Origin of the sequence: Neisseria mucosa, assembly GCF_003044445.1 — a bacterium.
Taxonomy (GTDB): Bacteria; Pseudomonadota; Gammaproteobacteria; order Burkholderiales; family Neisseriaceae; genus Neisseria; species Neisseria mucosa_A.
The window spans coordinates 1-15,834 of the sequence record NZ_POWX01000002.1 but is presented as its reverse complement, the minus strand read 5'-3'; the positions used below and the strand labels follow the sequence as shown (position 1 = coordinate 15,834).

The 15,834-nt window shown below is 53.4% G+C and carries 12 protein-coding genes and 2 pseudogenes; 7 read left to right on the top strand and 7 right to left on the bottom strand.

Annotated elements, in window-relative coordinates:
- The first annotated feature begins 573 nt into the window (after positions 1-573).
- Positions 574-2,631 carry a polyphosphate kinase 1 gene (gene ppk1, locus DBY90_RS01250; protein WP_070490919.1) on the top strand — a complete coding sequence of 686 codons (2,058 nt, stop codon included), beginning with the start codon at positions 574-576 and terminating at the stop codon, positions 2,629-2,631.
- Between the two features lie 467 nt (positions 2,632-3,098).
- On the opposite strand, the gene mgtE is transcribed toward ppk1, so the two are convergent.
- A complete protein-coding gene (gene mgtE / locus DBY90_RS01245) occupies positions 3,099-4,553 on the bottom strand; it encodes a magnesium transporter (RefSeq protein WP_070490921.1) in 1,455 nt (484 codons plus the stop codon).
- Positions 4,554-5,145: 592 nt separating this feature from the next.
- Here mgtE and DBY90_RS01240 point away from each other — a divergent pair.
- The 4 genes and pseudogenes from DBY90_RS01240 to DBY90_RS12560 all read left to right on the top strand — a co-directional run.
- The gene (locus DBY90_RS01240) at positions 5,146-6,498 is read left to right on the top strand and encodes an SLC45 family MFS transporter (RefSeq protein WP_070490924.1); all 1,353 of its coding nucleotides are present in this window, start codon (positions 5,146-5,148) and stop codon (positions 6,496-6,498) included.
- A 121-nt stretch (positions 6,499-6,619) separates the two neighbouring features.
- Complete coding sequence (locus DBY90_RS01235; RefSeq protein ID WP_070490926.1) at positions 6,620-8,878, top strand: glycoside hydrolase family 65 protein; 2,259 nt, start codon at positions 6,620-6,622, stop codon at positions 8,876-8,878.
- Positions 8,879-8,890: 12 nt separating this feature from the next.
- Positions 8,891-9,556, top strand: a complete 666-nt coding sequence (gene pgmB, locus DBY90_RS01230) for a beta-phosphoglucomutase (protein WP_070490929.1) — start codon at positions 8,891-8,893, stop codon at positions 9,554-9,556.
- Positions 9,557-9,637: 81 nt separating this feature from the next.
- Positions 9,638-9,751 (top strand): annotated as a pseudogene (locus tag DBY90_RS12560) (IS5/IS1182 family transposase); the annotation flags it as partial.
- Between the two features lie 2 nt (positions 9,752-9,753).
- On the opposite strand, the gene DBY90_RS01225 reads toward DBY90_RS12560, so the two are convergent.
- The 6 genes and pseudogenes from DBY90_RS01225 to DBY90_RS01200 all read right to left on the bottom strand — a co-directional run bounded on the left by DBY90_RS01225 (position 9,754) and on the right by DBY90_RS01200 (position 13,465).
- Positions 9,754-10,185 (bottom strand): EamA family transporter, encoded by a 432-nt coding sequence (locus DBY90_RS01225; protein ID WP_016687139.1) that lies wholly within the window; start codon positions 10,183-10,185, stop codon positions 9,754-9,756.
- Between the two features lie 53 nt (positions 10,186-10,238).
- Positions 10,239-10,346 (bottom strand): annotated as a pseudogene (locus tag DBY90_RS13525) (IS5/IS1182 family transposase); the annotation flags it as partial.
- Between the two features lie 184 nt (positions 10,347-10,530).
- The gene (locus DBY90_RS01220; protein WP_070492437.1) at positions 10,531-11,343 is read right to left on the bottom strand and encodes a fimb protein; all 813 of its coding nucleotides are present in this window, start codon (positions 11,341-11,343) and stop codon (positions 10,531-10,533) included.
- A 295-nt stretch (positions 11,344-11,638) separates the two neighbouring features.
- Entirely contained in the window at positions 11,639-12,259 is a 621-nt protein-coding gene (locus tag DBY90_RS01210; protein WP_070493237.1) for an L-threonylcarbamoyladenylate synthase, read from the bottom strand.
- Positions 12,260-12,496: 237 nt separating this feature from the next.
- Positions 12,497-12,856 (bottom strand): YbaN family protein, encoded by a 360-nt coding sequence (locus tag DBY90_RS01205; protein WP_049228609.1) that lies wholly within the window; start codon positions 12,854-12,856, stop codon positions 12,497-12,499.
- A 21-nt stretch (positions 12,857-12,877) separates the two neighbouring features.
- Positions 12,878-13,465, bottom strand: a complete 588-nt coding sequence (locus tag DBY90_RS01200) for a DUF1415 domain-containing protein (protein ID WP_070493296.1) — start codon at positions 13,463-13,465, stop codon at positions 12,878-12,880.
- Between the two features lie 366 nt (positions 13,466-13,831).
- Between DBY90_RS01200 and DBY90_RS01195 the strand changes: the two genes are divergently transcribed.
- Together DBY90_RS01195 and DBY90_RS01185 are read left to right on the top strand one after the other, a co-directional pair.
- The gene (locus DBY90_RS01195) at positions 13,832-14,968 is read left to right on the top strand and encodes a polyamine ABC transporter substrate-binding protein (protein WP_070493298.1); all 1,137 of its coding nucleotides are present in this window, start codon (positions 13,832-13,834) and stop codon (positions 14,966-14,968) included.
- A gap of 419 nt (positions 14,969-15,387) precedes the next feature.
- Entirely contained in the window at positions 15,388-15,738 is a 351-nt protein-coding gene (locus DBY90_RS01185) for a helix-turn-helix domain-containing protein (protein ID WP_107986413.1), read from the top strand.
- Positions 15,739-15,834 lie beyond the last annotated feature (96 nt).

The window sequence follows — 15,834 nt, the reverse complement described above, 5'->3', positions numbered from 1 at the left end:
TGTGAAGTAAACGGCAAAGGTCGTCTGAAAACGGGTTTCAGACGACCTTATATTATTTTGAAGCGATTTAAACTCAACCGCGACAACCCGTAGCGTGGGCTTCGCCCGCGAATCTTCCTCTGATGGAAAGGTCGTCTGAATGTGGAAATCAACAGCGTTGTTTACACTTTCGGCTTTTGCTTGAAGACCCGTTTGAGCAGCTATCCGGCATTGTCAAGAATGTCGATAGACACGGGAAACCCGCTTTGTTCTTGATAATGGCGGATAGCTGTTTAAAAATCATTCAAGCAAAAATAAAAGTTGTCCGCCGTAGAAAAAGTGTAAACAACGCGACGATTTCCTACATCTGAAACAATAAAGCAAACTCGCACATTCGTTTTCAGACGACTCTTTCTATGGTTTTTCATCTTAGCCCTGCTTTTGTAAATGCGTTTATTTTTATAGTGAATCTACCTTTTCAGACGACCTCCCGCCCTATCAGCCATCCGCCCATCCCGCACTACTGCCCCACCCGTCCGAAACGCGCTATACTCCCAAATTAACTATCCGCCCAACCCGCTTCAGGAGAACACCATGCCCGAACAAAACCGCATCCTTTGCCGCGAACTGAGCCTGCTCGCTTTCAATCGCCGCGTTTTGGCGCAGGCGCAGGATGAAAACGTGCCGCTTTTGGAACGTCTGCGGTTTTTATGTATCGTGTCTTCCAACCTCGACGAATTTTTCGAGGTACGCATGGCGTGGCTCAAACGCGCGCAAAAAATGAATCCGCACGAGCGTTTGGACAACGGCACCACGCCGTCTGAAACCATCGCCGCCGTCTCCGCCGAAGCACAAGCATTGATACAGGAACAATACCGCCTGTTCAACGAAGTCTTGCAGCCCGAATTGAGCAAACAAGGCATCCATTTCTACCGCCGCCGCAACTGGACGCAAGGGCAGCAAAAATGGATTGAGCAGTATTTCGACGCCGAACTGTTGCCCATCCTCACCCCCATCGGACTCGACCCGTCGCACCCCTTCCCGCGCCCCTTAAACAAATCGCTCAACTTCGCTGTCGAGCTTGAAGGTACCGACGCATTCGGCCGCCCCTCCGGCATGGCGATTGTGCAAGCCCCGCGCATCCTGCCGCGAGTCGTCCCCCTGCCCGCCGAATTGTGCGACGGCGGCAGCGGCTTCGTTTTCCTCTCCTCCATCCTGCACGCCCACGTCGGCAAACTCTTCCCAGGCATGACGGTCAAAGGCTGCCACCAGTTCCGCCTCACCCGCGACAGCGACCTGACCGTCGATGAAGAAGACCTCAAAAACCTGCGCGCCGCCATTCAAAACGAATTGCACGACCGCGAATACGGCGACGGCGTGCGCCTCGAAGTCGCCGACACCTGCCCGCCCCACATCCACGACTTCCTGCTCGCTCAGTTCAAACTCACCCCCGCCGAGCTTTACCAAGTCAAAGGCCCGGTCAACCTCGTGCGCCTTAATGCCGTACCCGATTTGGTTGACCGTCCCGACCTCAAGTTTCCCGCACGCGGGGCAGGTCGTCTGAAAGCATTGCGCAAGAACGGCTCCATTTTCAAACTGGCGAAACAATCGCCCATCCTGCTGCACCATCCGTATCAGTCCTTCGACCCCGTCGTCCACATGATACGCGAAGCCGCCGCCGACCCCGCCGTCCTCGCCGTCAAAATGACCATCTACCGCACCGGCAGCAATTCCGAACTCGTCCGCGCCCTGATGAAAGCCGCCCTTGCCGGCAAACAAGTCACCGTCGTCGTCGAACTCATGGCGCGTTTTGACGAAGCCAACAACGTCAACTGGGCGCAACAGCTTGAAAACGCAGGCGCGCACGTCGTTTATGGCGTATTCGGCTACAAAATCCACGCCAAAATGGCACTCGTCATCCGCCGCGAAAACGGCGCGCTCAAACGCTACGCCCACCTCGGTACCGGCAACTACCACCAAGGCACATCGCGCATCTACACCGACTTCGGCATCATCACCGCCGACGACCAAATCACCGCCGACGTGAACACCCTCTTTATGGAAATCACAGGCTTGGGCAAACCGGGTCGTCTGAACAAGCTCTACCAAAGCCCGTTCACACTGCACAAAATGGTCATCGACCGCATCGAGCGCGAAATCCAACACGCCAAAGCAGGCAAGCCCGCCCGCATCCGCGCCAAAATGAATTCGCTGATTGAGCCGAGCGTCATCGACGCCCTCTACCGCGCCAGCAGCGCAGGCGTACAAATCGACCTCATCGTACGCGGCATGTGTACCCTGCGCCCCGGTGTCAAAGGACTGTCCGAAAACATCCGCGTCCGCTCCATTATCGGCAGACAGCTCGAACACTCGCGCGTGTACTGCTTCCACAACAACGGCACGGACGACACCTTCATCTCCAGCGCCGACTGGATGGGGCGCAACTTCTTCCGCCGCATCGAAGTTGCCACCCCCATCACCACGCCCGAACTCAAAGCCCGCGTCATCCACGAAGGCATCGAAATGGCGCTGCAAGACAACACCCGCGCCTGGCTGATGCAGCCCGACGGCAGCTACATCCGCGCCCAACCTGAAAACGGAGAACCCGCCTTCAGCCTGCAAGAAAGATTGTGGGAAATGTACGGGCATTAACGCTTAAACAACACAAAAGGTCGTCTGAAAGATTGATTTCAGACGGCTTTTTGTATATTGATTTGGTTATTGCACAATAGGTCGTCTGAAAACACAGTTTCGTCAAAATGCAGACTGATTTTGTATTTCAGACGACCTTTTATCTTTGTAACCTGTTTTTAGATGACGTGAGAGTAATAGTGGGGTAGGGCAGCGTAGCGTGGGCTTCGCCCGCGAAAAAAACAACGCTATTTATCGCCCGATTCGGGAACCAAACAGTCGATTCTGTGGGCAGAGCCTACGCTACGATCCGCAGCAGGCATTGCAACGCAATACCTGCCGTCGTTGTGGATTTGCCTGGCAGAGAAAGTGTTGATTATCTCGGATTTACGCTATTCCACCATAAAAATTTAAAAAGGTCGTCTGAAACCCATAAACACATGGTTTTAGAAGACCTTTTATCTTTTCAATCCGTTTTTCAGACGACTTTACAGTAAGAATATCGTTGCCAGCCCCAAGAAAATCAGAAAACCGCCGGAATCCGTTACCGCCGTAATCAGTACCGAGCTGCCCAGCGCAGGGTCGCGGCCGTATTTTTCCATGATGACGGGGATGAGTACGCCGACCGAGGCGGCGAGCAAGAGGTTCAGCGTCATCGCGGCGATCATGACCAAGCCGATGCCGATGCTGCCGTACAGCAGCCATGACACCACGCCCATGACCGTTCCCCAGATGATGCCGTTGACCAAGGCGACGCCGACTTCTTTTTTCAACAAACGTCCCGCCTGCATCCCTGTCAACTGCCCCATCGCCATCGCGCGGACAATCATGGTGATGGTTTGATTGCCGGAGTTGCCGCCGATACCGGCGACGATGGGCATCAGCGCGGCGAGTGCGACGATTTTCTCGATACTGCCTTCAAACGCGCCGATAACGCGGCTGGCGAGAAAGGCAGTGCAGAGGTTGACGGCAAGCCACATCCAGCGGTTTTTCACCGAATCCCAGACAGGCGCAAACAAATCTTCCTCTTCCTGCAAACCCGCCATGTTCAACATATCCGCTTCCGATTCTTCGCGGATAACGTCCACCATCTCGTCGATGGTAATCCTGCCGATGAGCTTTTTGTTTTCATCGACGACGGGCGCGGTAACCAAGTCATAACGTTCGAACGCCTGCGCCGCCTCTTCCACGTCGTCTTCAGGACGGAAGCGCACGACTTCGGTCGCCATCACGTCCGCCACCAAGTCTTCAGGATCGGCAACCAAAAGTTTGCGGATGGGCAGCACGCCTTGCAGGATGTCGTTTTCATCGACCACGAAAATCTTGTCGGTATGGTCGGGCAGGCTCTCGAAGCGGCGCAGGTAACGCAGTACCACTTCGCAGGCAACGTCGGCGCGGATGCTGACCAACTCGAAGTCCATAATCGCACCGACTTGGTTGTCTTCATACGACATCGCCGCCTTGACTTGGGCGCGCTCTTCCTCATCACGCGTCTGCAAGGCTTCATAAACCACTTGGTGCGGCAAATCGTCCGCCAGCTCCGCCAGCTCGTCCGCGTCTAAATCATCAACCGCCGCCAACAGCTCGTCTTTGTCCATCGACTCGATCAGCGTTTCACGCACCGCGTCGGATACTTCCAGCAACACTTCGCCGTCGTCTTCAGGCGTCACCAACAACCAAACGACATTACGCTCGCGCGGCGGCAACGACTCCAACACCGCCGCCACGTCGGCAGGGTGCAGCTCGTTCAAAAGGACGGTCAGCTCGGTAAATTTGTCACGCAACGCCTCGTCTTCAATCGGCACACCTTCCTCAATTTGCGGGAAGGCGGGCGAAAGAATTTCGCACAGCGCGTGGATACGGTCAAAATCGGCGGAAACGCGCTCTACGTCGCTTTCGATACCGTCGTTTTCAAGGTTCGGAGGGGTTTGTTCGATGCTCATAAATGCTCCGCCCGCCGGATGCGGGAGGGCATTTCGGCGGGATGGTTATCGTGTATTTCGGGATAAACCGGAAGGGAAGTTCAGTAAAAACGAACTGGGAAGGTCCATAATAAAAGCCTGCTGATTCAGGCGTCGTGTTGGAAACGGAGCGTATTTTACCGCTTTTCGGAGCGGTTTACTATTTTTAACTGAAAAGGTCGTCTGAAAAAACGTAACTGTTTTTTCAGACGACCTGTATGTATCTCCGGTCTGTAAAGTGTAAATAAGCAAATTTACAGGGATATTTGATGTAAGGCAGGTTTGAGGTATGCAGCGGTTGTTTGGCTTTTAGGTGTATGGTTAGAATGGCACAGAATTTACGCACACATACTTCTGTAACATCATCCGATACGTTTTTAAAATATTTTTCAGGCGACATCTCCGATTGATTTTCGGATGCCGACACTATCGAAAATATAGTGGATTGGCTTTAAAGCGGGGCGACGCCGCACCGGTTTGAATGTGGTCTGCCAAAATGAACAAACGGGACGGTTTCAGGTCAATATTCAAACGAATTTACTACTTTCTTTACAAAAAACGAAAGGACTACCTCATGTCGGACAATACGCAAACAACACGGCAGGGCTTGCCCTCGCTGCCGAAAAGCACGATTTGGATGCTCAGTTTCGGCTTTCTCGGCGTTCAGACGGCCTTTACCCTGCAAAGCTCGCAGATGAGCCGCATCTTCCAGACGCTCGGCGCCGATCCGCACAGCCTCGGCTGGTTCTTTATCCTGCCGCCATTGGCGGGGATGCTGGTGCAGCCGATTGTCGGTCATTACTCCGACCGCACTTGGAATCCGCGCTTGGGTGGCCGCCGTCTGCCGTATCTGCTTTACGGCACGCTGATTGCGGTCATCGTGATGATTCTGATGCCGAATTCGGGCAGCTTCGGTTTCGGCTATGCGTCGCTGGCGGCTTTGTCGTTTGGCGCGCTGATGATTGCGCTGTTGGACGTGTCGTCGAATATGGCGATGCAGCCGTTTAAGATGATGGTCGGCGACATGGTCAACGAGGAGCAGAAGGGCTACGCCTACGGGATTCAGAGTTTCTTGGCGAATACGGGTGCGGTTGTGGCGGCGATTTTGCCGTTTGTGTTCGCGTATATCGGTTTGGCGAACACTGCCGAGAAAGGCGTCGTGCCGCAGACCGTGGTCGTGGCGTTTTATGTGGGTGCGGCGTTGCTGGTGATTACCAGCGCGTTCACGATTTTTAAAGTGAAGGAATACGATCCGGAAACCTACGCCCGCTACCACGGCATCGACGTGGCGGCGAATCAGGAAAAAACTAATTGGCTCGAACTCTTGAAAACCGCGCCTAAGGCATTTTGGACGGTAACTTTGGTGCAGTTTTTCTGCTGGTTCGCCTTCCAATATATGTGGACTTATTCCGCAGGCGCGATTGCGGAAAACGTCTGGCACACGACCGATGCGTCTTCCGTAGGCTATCAGGAGGCGGGCAACTGGTACGGTGTATTGGCGGCGGTGCAGTCGGTTGCAGCGGTGATTTGTTCGTTTGTATTGGCGAAAATCCCCAACCAATACCATAAGGCGGGTTATTTCAGCTGCCTGGCTTTGGGCGCGCTCGGCTTTTTCTCCGTATTCTTCATCAGCAACCAATACGCGCTGGTGTTGTCTTACATCTTAATCGGCATCGCTTGGGCGGGCATCATCACTTATCCGCTGACGATTGTAACCAACGCCTTGTCGGGCAAACACATGGGCACTTATTTGGGCTTGTTTAACGGCTCCATCTGTATGCCCCAAATCGTCGCTTCGCTGTTGAGCTTCATATTGTTCCCGATGATGGGCGGTTTGCAGGCCAATATGTTCTTGGTAGGGGGCGTCGTCCTGCTGCTGGGCGCGTTTTCCGTGTTCCTGATTAAAGAAACACACGGCGGCGCATAATTTTCTTCATTTATCGGCAGGAGGGTCGTCTGAAACTTCTGCCGACGCTTTATCCGATTGAATAAGACGAACCGTATTTCAAAACGGTTTGCCATAAAACCATCAAAACAGGAGCTTTACGATGTACACAAGAATCATGGAAATCAGCCCTTGGACGCTGCGTTCGGCAAAACTGGAAAAAGAACACAAACGGCTGCAAGAGAGCCTGACCAGCTTGGGCAACGGCTATATGGGTATGCGCGGCAGCTTTGAGGAAACCTACTCTGCCGACAGCCACTTGGGTACCTACATCGCCGGCGTGTGGTTCCCCGACAAAACCCGCGTCGGCTGGTGGAAAAACGGCTACCCCAAATATTTCGGCAAAGCCATCAACGCGCTCAATTTCAGCAAAGTCAAAATCTTTGTCGACGGGCAGGAAGTGGACTTGGCGAAAAACGACGTTGCCGACTTCTCCGTCGAACTCGATATGCAGCACGGCGTGTTGCGCCGCTCGTTCACCGTATTCGGCGTGCGTTTCGATGTGTGCAAATTCCTGTCCGTCGCACAAAAAGAGCTGGCGGTCATCCGCTGGGAAGCCGTATCCGTTGACGGCAAAACCCACCAAGTCCGCATCGATTCCATTATCGACGCCGACGTGAAAAACGAAGACTCCAACTACGAAGAAAAATTCTGGCAGGTATTGGACAAAGGCGTTTCAGACGACCGCTCCTACATTGCCACCCAAACCGTCGCCAACCCTTTCGGCGTGGAACAATTCATTGTCAACGCCGAGCAAACCTTCGCCGGCAGCTTCAAAGCCCTCGGCGGCAGCCAAACCGACTGGCAGGTCTCCAATTCTTTTGAAGCCGAAGTCGGCGGTACGCCCGAAACCTTTGAAAAACGCGTGATTGTTACCACCAGCCGCGATTATCAGGGCTTGGAAGCGGTGAAAGCCGCCGGCCGCGCCTTGTCTGAAAAAGTCGCAGGCGTTGCATTTGAAACCTTGCTGGATGCGCACAAAGCAGGCTGGTTGCACCGTTGGGAAATCGCCGACGTGGTCATCGAAGGCAGCGACGAAGCGCAGCAGGGCATCCGCTTCAACCTGTTCCAACTGTTCTCCACCTACTACGGCGAAGACGCGCGCCTGAATATCGGCCCGAAAGGCTTTACCGGCGAAAAATACGGCGGCGCAACCTATTGGGACACCGAAGCCTATGCCGTACCGCTCTATCTTGCACTGGCTGAACCCGAAGTTACCCGCAACCTGCTGCAATACCGCCGCAACCAACTGCCGCAGGCGCAGCACAACGCGCGCGAACAGGGCTTGGCGGGCGCACTTTATCCGATGGTGACGTTTACGGGCATCGAGTGCCACAACGAATGGGAAATCACCTTCGAGGAAATCCACCGCAACGGCGCGATTCCTTACGCCATCTACAACTACACCAACTACACCGGCGACGAAAGCTATCTTGCCAAAGAAGGCTTGGAAGTCTTGGTCGAAGTGTCCCGCTTCTGGGCGGACCGCGTCCACTTCTCCAAACGCAACGGCAAATACATGATTCACGGCGTAACCGGCCCGAACGAATACGAAAACAACATCAACAACAACTGGTACACCAACACCCTCGCCGCATGGGTATTGGACTACACCCGCGAAGCCCTGGCGAAATACCCGCGTCCGGACTTGAACGTGAGTGCCGCCGAGTTGGAAAAATGGGCGGACATCAGCGCGAATATGTACCGTCCGCATGACGAAGAACTCGGCGTGTTCGTACAACACGACGGCTTCCTCGACAAAGACATCCGCCCCGTGTCCGCGCTTTCGCCCGACGATTTGCCGCTCAACCAGAAATGGTCGTGGGACAAAATCCTGCGTTCGCCCTTCATCAAACAGGCGGACGTGTTGCAAGGTATCTACTTCTTCGGCGACCGTTTCAATATCGACGAAAAACGCCGCAACTTCGACTTCTACGAACCGATGACCGTGCACGAAAGCTCGCTGTCGCCGTGTATCCACGCCATCCTCGCCGCCGAACTGGGCAAAGAAGAAAAAGCCGTGGAAATGTACCAGCGCACCGCCCGCCTGGACTTGGACAACTACAACAACGACACCGAAGACGGCCTGCACATCACCTCCATGACCGGCTCGTGGCTCGCCATCGTCCAAGGTTTCGCCCAAATGAAAACCTGGGGCGGCAAACTCAGCTTCGCACCGTTCCTGCCGAGTGCGTGGACAGGCTACGCCTTCCACATCAACTACCGCGACCGTCTGATTAAAGTCGCCGTCGGCAAAGAAAACGTCGTCTTCACCCTGCTCAAAGGCGAGCCGCTCGATTTGCAGGTGTACGGCAAAGACATCACGCTCAACGGCAGCCACACCGTTGCGTTGGAAAAATAAGGAGGGCGCAAAATGACTTTTACCGCAGTCCTGTTTGACCTCGACGGCGTCATCACCGACACCGCCGAATACCACTACCGCGCATGGAAAAAGCTCGCCGAAGAACTGGGCATCAGCATCGACCGCAAGTTTAACGAGCAGCTCAAAGGCGTGTCGCGCGACGATTCGCTCAAACGCATCCTCGCGCACGGCGGCAAAACCGTCGGCGAAGCCGAGTTCGCCGAACTGACCCGCCGCAAAAACGACAACTACTTGGAGATGATTCAGGCAGTCAAACCCGAAGACGTGTACCCCGGCATTTTGCCGCTGCTGGAAGCATTGAAAGCAAACGGCAAAAAAATCGCCCTCGCGTCCGCCAGCAAAAACGGCCCGTTCCTTCTCGAACGCATGGGGCTGACCCACTTCTTCGACGCCGTCGCCGACCCTGCCGCCGTCGCACATTCCAAACCCGCCCCCGACATCTTCCTCGCCGCCGCCGAGGGCGTGGGCGCGGACATCCGCCACTGTATCGGCATCGAAGACGCCGCCGCCGGCGTCGCCGCCATCAAAGCCTCCGGCGCCTTGCCCATCGGCGTGGGCAAAGCCGAAGACTTGGGCAGCGACATCGCGCTGGTGTCCGGTACCGCCGAGCTGACCTACGCCTACCTGCAAAACGTGTGGGAACAGTCGGGCAGGTAAAGCGCGTCAGGTAAAGTGTTAAGGAAGTAAAAAGGTCGTCTGAAAACCAGAATTTTGGTTTTCAGACGACCTTTCTCATTGGAAAAATATAGTGGATTAAATTTAAATCAGGACAAGGCGACGAAGCCGCAGACAGTACAGATAGTACGGCAAGGCGAGGCAACGCCGTACTGGTTTAAATTTAATCCACTATATTTCTAGCGTTTCAAAGCCAGCGTCAATACGCCCGCCGTAACCAGTCCAAGCCCTATCCATTCCTGAGTGCTGGGGCGCTCGTCCAGAAAGACCACTGCCATCAGCGCGACCAATACCAAGCTGAATTTATCGACGGGGGCGACTTGCGAGGCGTTGCCCAGTTGCAGGGCTTTGAAGTAGGCGAGCCAGGATGCGCCGGTGGCGAGGCCGGAGAGAATCAGGAAAGTCCAGTTTCTTCCTGTGAACCCGTTCACGCCCTGCCATTTGCCGGTATAGGTCAGGAATAAAACCAGCGCGGCGAGGATGACCAGCGTGCGGATGAAGGTGGCAAAATCCGAATCGATGCCCTGCAAGCCCATTTTGGCGAAAATCGCCGTCAATGAGGCAAATCCTGCGGAAGCTAATGCCCAAAAAAGCCATGCGTTGCCGCTCATGTTTTTCCTTTCTGAATCAAAATTCGACCTTATGGGGGATGGGAGAGATACTATAGTGGATTAAATTTAAACCAGTACGGCGTTGCCTCGCCTTGCCGTAATATTTGTACTGTCTGCGGCTTCGTCGCCTTGTCCTGATTTAAATTTAATCCACTATATTGAGCGTCCCCATATTATACCCATCTGATGATGCGGATGTGTTCCATCATACCACCGGATAGGGTGGCTTTAAACGGAAAAGGCCGAATCCCTGTTTTCGGGTTCGGCCATTTTGACGGTGAGGGATGGTCTGAAATTTTATCGGCGGTATTGGGCGGAATCTGTTTTCAGACGACCTATTGTCTGTCAGATAACTTTTTCTTTAAATTCGGGCTTTTTGTCGATAAAGCCGTCAATCGGCGCATAGCCTAGGAAGTCGGCGTTTTCATCCATGACGACAATCCAGTTTTTGATTTTACCGCTGGTAAGCGGCAGGAAAAACAGAGGTTTGCCGGTTTGTTTGACGGAAGCGGTTTTGAGGATGTCCGCTTCACTCATGTTGCGTGCGATGGCAAGTTGTACCAAGGGTTTCATCGCACTGCGGATTTTCGCGCGTTCGGCAGGGCTGTCGGGCTGCCACCAATTCGGGCGCATACTGGGTTCTATACCTTTAAGCGAAAGGCTGAGGCTTTCGTTGGCTTCTTCGATGGATGCAGGATCGCGCAGGGCAACGCGTTCGATACCGAACCACGGCAGTTGACGCATTTCTTCGGGGGCTTTTGCTAAATCCGCTTCGTCGATTTCAGCGGCGGTAACAATGTTGATGCGGTCTTTTTCAAAGGCTGCAACGACAGGGCGCGCTAAGGAAACACTGTGCAAGCCGTAAATCAGCGCGGCGAGCTGGATGATACCGACCAAAGAAAAATCGGTAATGCGTTCGCGCAGTTTTTTCTTTGGGCTGGCGAGAATCAGTGTCAGCAGAGGGCCGCAGACAATATCGACCGAGACGACGAGTGTGTACAAATTCAATCCGCCCGTCAGTTCTGAATAGGGGTAGGGATACCAGACAGCGAAGACCAAAAGTGCCGCGAGGCCTGCAAGAATAAGGCTGACGACAAGATGCCAGCCTGCGTTTTTGAGGGCAAAACGCCAACGGGAGGGAGTTTGGGTATTTTTCATTTGTTGTTTCCGTAATGTAATTATTGAGGGAATTATTTTTGAAGGTCGTTATTATATCTGAATATGACCGGCAACATAGAGTTTCATGGTGCAAAACGTGAGAGATGTGGTGTGGCAGCAAAAGAATTGGAATAAAAAGGTCGTCTGAAAACGGATTTGGGTTTTCAGACGACCTTTTATAGTGGATTAAATTTAAATCAGGACAAGGCGACGAAGCCGCAGACAGTACAGATAGTACGGCAAGGCGAGGCAACGCCGTACTGGTTTAAAGTTAATCCACTATAGTTTTTTAGGCTTACAGACCGAATAGGGCGATGTCGCCTTTGCCTTGGCGGATGAGTTCTGTGCCGTCGGTCATGTCGATGACGGTGGTCGGCTCGGTACCGCACCAGCCGCCGTCAATCACCAAATCGACGGCGTGCTCGAGGCGGTCGCGGATTTCGTAAGGGTCGGTCAGCGGCTCGTCGTCTTCGGGCAGCATCAGGGTGCAACTGAGCAGCGGCTCGCCCAATTCCTGCAACAGGCTCAAGGCGATATTGTTGTCGGGAACGCGCAGGCCGATGGTTTTGCGTTTCGGGTGCAGCGTGCGGTTGGGGACTTCTTTGGTCGCTTGCAGGATGAAGGTGTAGCTGCCCGGGGTGGCGGCTTTGAGCTGGCGGAATTGGGCGTTGTCGACTTTGGCGTAAGTGCCCAATTCGCTCAAATCGGCGCACATCAGGGTCAGGTGGTGTTTCAAGTCGATTTTGCGGATGGCGAGGATGCGTTCCATCGCGGCTTTGTCGCCGAGTTTGCAGCCGAGCGCGTAGCAGGAGTCGGTAGGATACACGACAACCCCGCCGCTGCGTACGATGTCGGCGGCTTGTTTGATTAGGCGTTCCTGCGGGTTGTCGGGGTGGATGGCGAAGAATTGTGCCATGACGGCTTTCCTTTTGGCAGTTTGTGTTGCCGATATTTTAAAACCGATGCTTTGAAATGACAAAAGGTCGTCTGAAAATACGGTTTCGGAACAGAAGCCGCGTTTTCAGACGACCTTGTATAGTGGATTAACTTTAAACCAGTACGGCGTTGCCTCGCCTTGCCGTACTATCTGTACTGTCTGCGGCTTCGTCGCCTTGTCCTGATTTTTGTTAATCCACTATATTTGAGGTGCGACTCAGGGTTCGGGGCGCAGCCACATCCAGACAGCGACGCAGCCGCAGCCCAATGTGGACGCCGCGCCTATCCACCATTGCTCGGGGAAGCGCCAAAACATGAAGATGCAGGATAGGCCCATCATGCTGATGGCGAAGATTTTGGCTTTGCGCGGGACGGCGCCGTTGTTTTCCCAGTTTTGCACCATGGGGCCGAAATAGCGGTGTTGGTGCAGCCAGCGGTGGAAGCGGGGCGAGGCTTTTGCCCAGCAGGCGGCAGCAAGGATGATGAAGGGAGTGGTGGGCATAATCGGCAGAAAAATGCCGATGATGCCTAAGAGAAAGGAAACTGCGCCGCAAAAGATGAGTAAGTAGCGAATCATTTTGTTGTTTTGTTGAAGGTTTTATTCGGATTCTTTGATTTTGCCGTGATTAAACGGGCAGCGTGGGATGTCGAGCTTGTCCCAGCCTTCGTGTCCCATTTTTTCGAGCAGGGCGATGTTGCGCTCGAAAATGGCGGAGGCATCGGGAAAGGCTTGTGCGGCTTTGGCGATGCTGTCTTCGCGGATGAGGTGCAGGGTGGGGTAGGGTGAGCGGTTGGTGTAGTTGCCGATGTCGTCTGAATCTGTGCCTTCAAATTGGAAATCGGGATGAAACGGGGCGATTTGGACGATACCTTCCAAACTGTTGTCCACAACGGCGGCATCGGCGATGTCTAGCATTTGGTTGAAGGTGTCGAAGTCGGGGAAAAGGGTCGGGTGGACAAGCAGGGTGGTTTCCAGCTCGTCGGCAGGCGTGTCGCCCAAAAGCTGCAATTCGCGGTCTAGGTCTTCAAGGAAACCGTCCAGATGACGGGCTTGGCTGACGCTGATGCGCACGAGGTTTTTGACGTGCGGCGCTTTGGCGAAGGGGCAGAGGTTGAGCCCGATGACGGCTTTTTCTAGCCATTGGCGGGTGTGGTCGGTTACGGTGGCGGCGTCGAGGGTAGTCATGCGGGGATTCGGATTTAATTTAATTAAAAATAATTCTCAAAAAGTATAGCAAATAACATGGGTTTTAGGCAAAGGGCATGGGTGTGCGGATAGGGAAAATTTATGTGTGGTCAGTATGTAACAGGTCGTCTGAATATTTTTTTGTTTATGAAGAAAACCATAGCTGAAAACAACGAAAAAAAGAAGAAATTTTCCCGTCTAACCTATTGCGCCGACAGGGATTTTGCCGTTTAATGCGAACCTGCTGAATCAAGGGCCTGAGGCATATGCCGGCCGCCCCCACAGTTAACCTTTTGTATGTGGACAGTTCGTATAAACCACTGCCACCGCTGCAATGTTTTCCTCTTTCGCAAAAGGACTGTATCCATGAAAAAAACTTCAATGGCGGCGGCACTCATCGGCCTCGTCTTGACTGCGTGCAGCGGCGGACAACAAACCGCCGCAGAATCTTCCGCTCCCTCTTCCCATACTGCGTCCGACAAGCTCAATATTTATAACTGGTCGGACTACGTCGACCCCGCCACGCTCAACGCGTTTGAAAAAAATACGCGCATCCACGTCCGCTACGACTATTACGACAGTAACGAAGCCCTAGAAGCCAAGCTCTTAACCGGCAAATCCGGTTACGACCTCGTAGCCCCGTCCATTGCCAATGTTGGACGCCAAATCAAAGCCGGTGCGTATCAAAAAATCGACAAAAGCCAAATCCCGAACTACGCCAACATCGATGCCGACCTGCTTGCCATGATGGCAAAAGTCGATCCGGGCAACCAATACGCCGTCCCTTATTTCTGGGGCATCAACACGCTTGCCATCAACAAAAAACTGGTTCAAAAAGCTTTAGGAACAGAGCAGCTGCCCGAAAACGAATGGGATTTGGTGTTCAATCCCGAATACACCAAAAAGCTGAAATCCTGCGGCATCAGCTATTTTGACAGCGCCATCGAACAAATCCCGCTCGCGCTGCATTATTTGGGCAAAGACCCGAATACCGAAAACCCCGACGACATCAAAGCCGCCGTCAATATGATGAAAAAAGTGCGTCCCGACATCAAACGCTTCACTTCGTCAGGCTATATTGACGATATGGCGGCGGGTAACCTTTGCGTTTCAGTCGGTTATGGCGGCGATTTGAACATCGCCAAAACACGCGCGCAAGAAGCGAAGAACGGCGTCGAAATCGAAGTTTTAGCACCAAAAAGCGGCGTCGGCATCTGGGTGGATTCCCTGATGATTCCGCGCGATGCCCAAAACACCGCCAATGCGCATAAATACATCAACCACACGCTCGATCCCGAAGTTGCGGCGCAAAACGGCAATTTCGTTACCTACGCCCCTGCCAGCCGCCCTGCACGCGCATTGATGGACGAGAAATATACCGGCGATGCGTCTATCTTCCCGACCAAGGAATTGATGGATAAAAGCTTTATCGTATCGCCCAAATCAACCGATGCAAGCCGCCTGAGCGTCCGTCTGTGGCAATCGCTGAAAGCGGGCAAATAGCAGTTTGATGCGTTGGAACACTAAAGGTCGTCTGAAAATCAAATTTGGTTTTCAGACGACCTTTTTACCGTACGATAGGGCGGGTTTTGGTTTGTCGTGTTGCAATATCGGATTGTTAAGGATTTAGGTAAACTCAAATAGAATATGACTATGCTTAACCCGATGCTGTCATTTTTATAGTGGATTAACTTTAAACCAGTACGGCGTTGCCTCACCTTGGCTCAAAGAGAACGATTCTTTAAGGTGCTGAAGCACCAAGTGAATCGGTTCCGTACTATCTGTACTGTCTACGGCTTCGTCGCCTTGTCCTGATTTTTGTTAATCCACTATAGAAAAGGTCGTCTGAAAACGCCAAATCGGGTTTGAACTGCACCCCAAAAGTTGGACATCCCCTCCAACTCACAAGGTGCAGTTTTTTTATGAGCAAATATACATTACACTTCAAATACCAAGCCGTACTCCACTACCTGCACATACGCAGCCAACAGCGTACCGCAGATCATTACGGCATTTCCCGAACCCACCTGCGACGGTGGATACGCGCCTATCAAGAAGGCGGCATCGGCGCACTCGAACATCCCCAATCCAAAACCATGACCGACCACCGCAAAAACCCCTTTATCGCCGACAAACCCGACCACGAAAAAACACAGGCAGAGCTTATCGAAGAGTTGTGCTATATGCGCGCAAAGGTTGCCTATCTAAAGGAGTTAAAAGCCCTCAGCCAAAAGCGGACCGCAAAGGACAAAGCCAAACCGTCCAAACACTGAGGGCGCAACACCCGCTCAAATACCTGCTGCACATCGCAAACCTGCCCAAAAGCAGCTTTTACTACCACCACCAAGACCGGCCTGACCCCGACGCAG

Coding starts and splice junctions, on each gene's coding strand:
- ppk1 (WP_070490919.1), top strand. CDS start 574: ATGCCCGAACAAAACCGCATCCTTTGCCGCGAACTGAGCCTGCTCGCT.
- DBY90_RS01195 (WP_070493298.1), top strand. CDS start 13,832: ATGAAAAAAACTTCAATGGCGGCGGCACTCATCGGCCTCGTCTTGACT.
- DBY90_RS01185 (WP_107986413.1), top strand. CDS start 15,388: ATGAGCAAATATACATTACACTTCAAATACCAAGCCGTACTCCACTAC.
- DBY90_RS01220 (WP_070492437.1), bottom strand. CDS start 11,343: ATGAAAAATACCCAAACTCCCTCCCGTTGGCGTTTTGCCCTCAAAAAC.
- DBY90_RS01235 (WP_070490926.1), top strand. CDS start 6,620: ATGTACACAAGAATCATGGAAATCAGCCCTTGGACGCTGCGTTCGGCA.
- DBY90_RS01205 (WP_049228609.1), bottom strand. CDS start 12,856: ATGATTCGCTACTTACTCATCTTTTGCGGCGCAGTTTCCTTTCTCTTA.
- DBY90_RS01200 (WP_070493296.1), bottom strand. CDS start 13,465: ATGACTACCCTCGACGCCGCCACCGTAACCGACCACACCCGCCAATGG.
- pgmB (WP_070490929.1), top strand. CDS start 8,891: ATGACTTTTACCGCAGTCCTGTTTGACCTCGACGGCGTCATCACCGAC.
- DBY90_RS01225 (WP_016687139.1), bottom strand. CDS start 10,185: ATGAGCGGCAACGCATGGCTTTTTTGGGCATTAGCTTCCGCAGGATTT.
- DBY90_RS01210 (WP_070493237.1), bottom strand. CDS start 12,259: ATGGCACAATTCTTCGCCATCCACCCCGACAACCCGCAGGAACGCCTA.
- mgtE (WP_070490921.1), bottom strand. CDS start 4,553: ATGAGCATCGAACAAACCCCTCCGAACCTTGAAAACGACGGTATCGAA.
- DBY90_RS01240 (WP_070490924.1), top strand. CDS start 5,146: ATGTCGGACAATACGCAAACAACACGGCAGGGCTTGCCCTCGCTGCCG.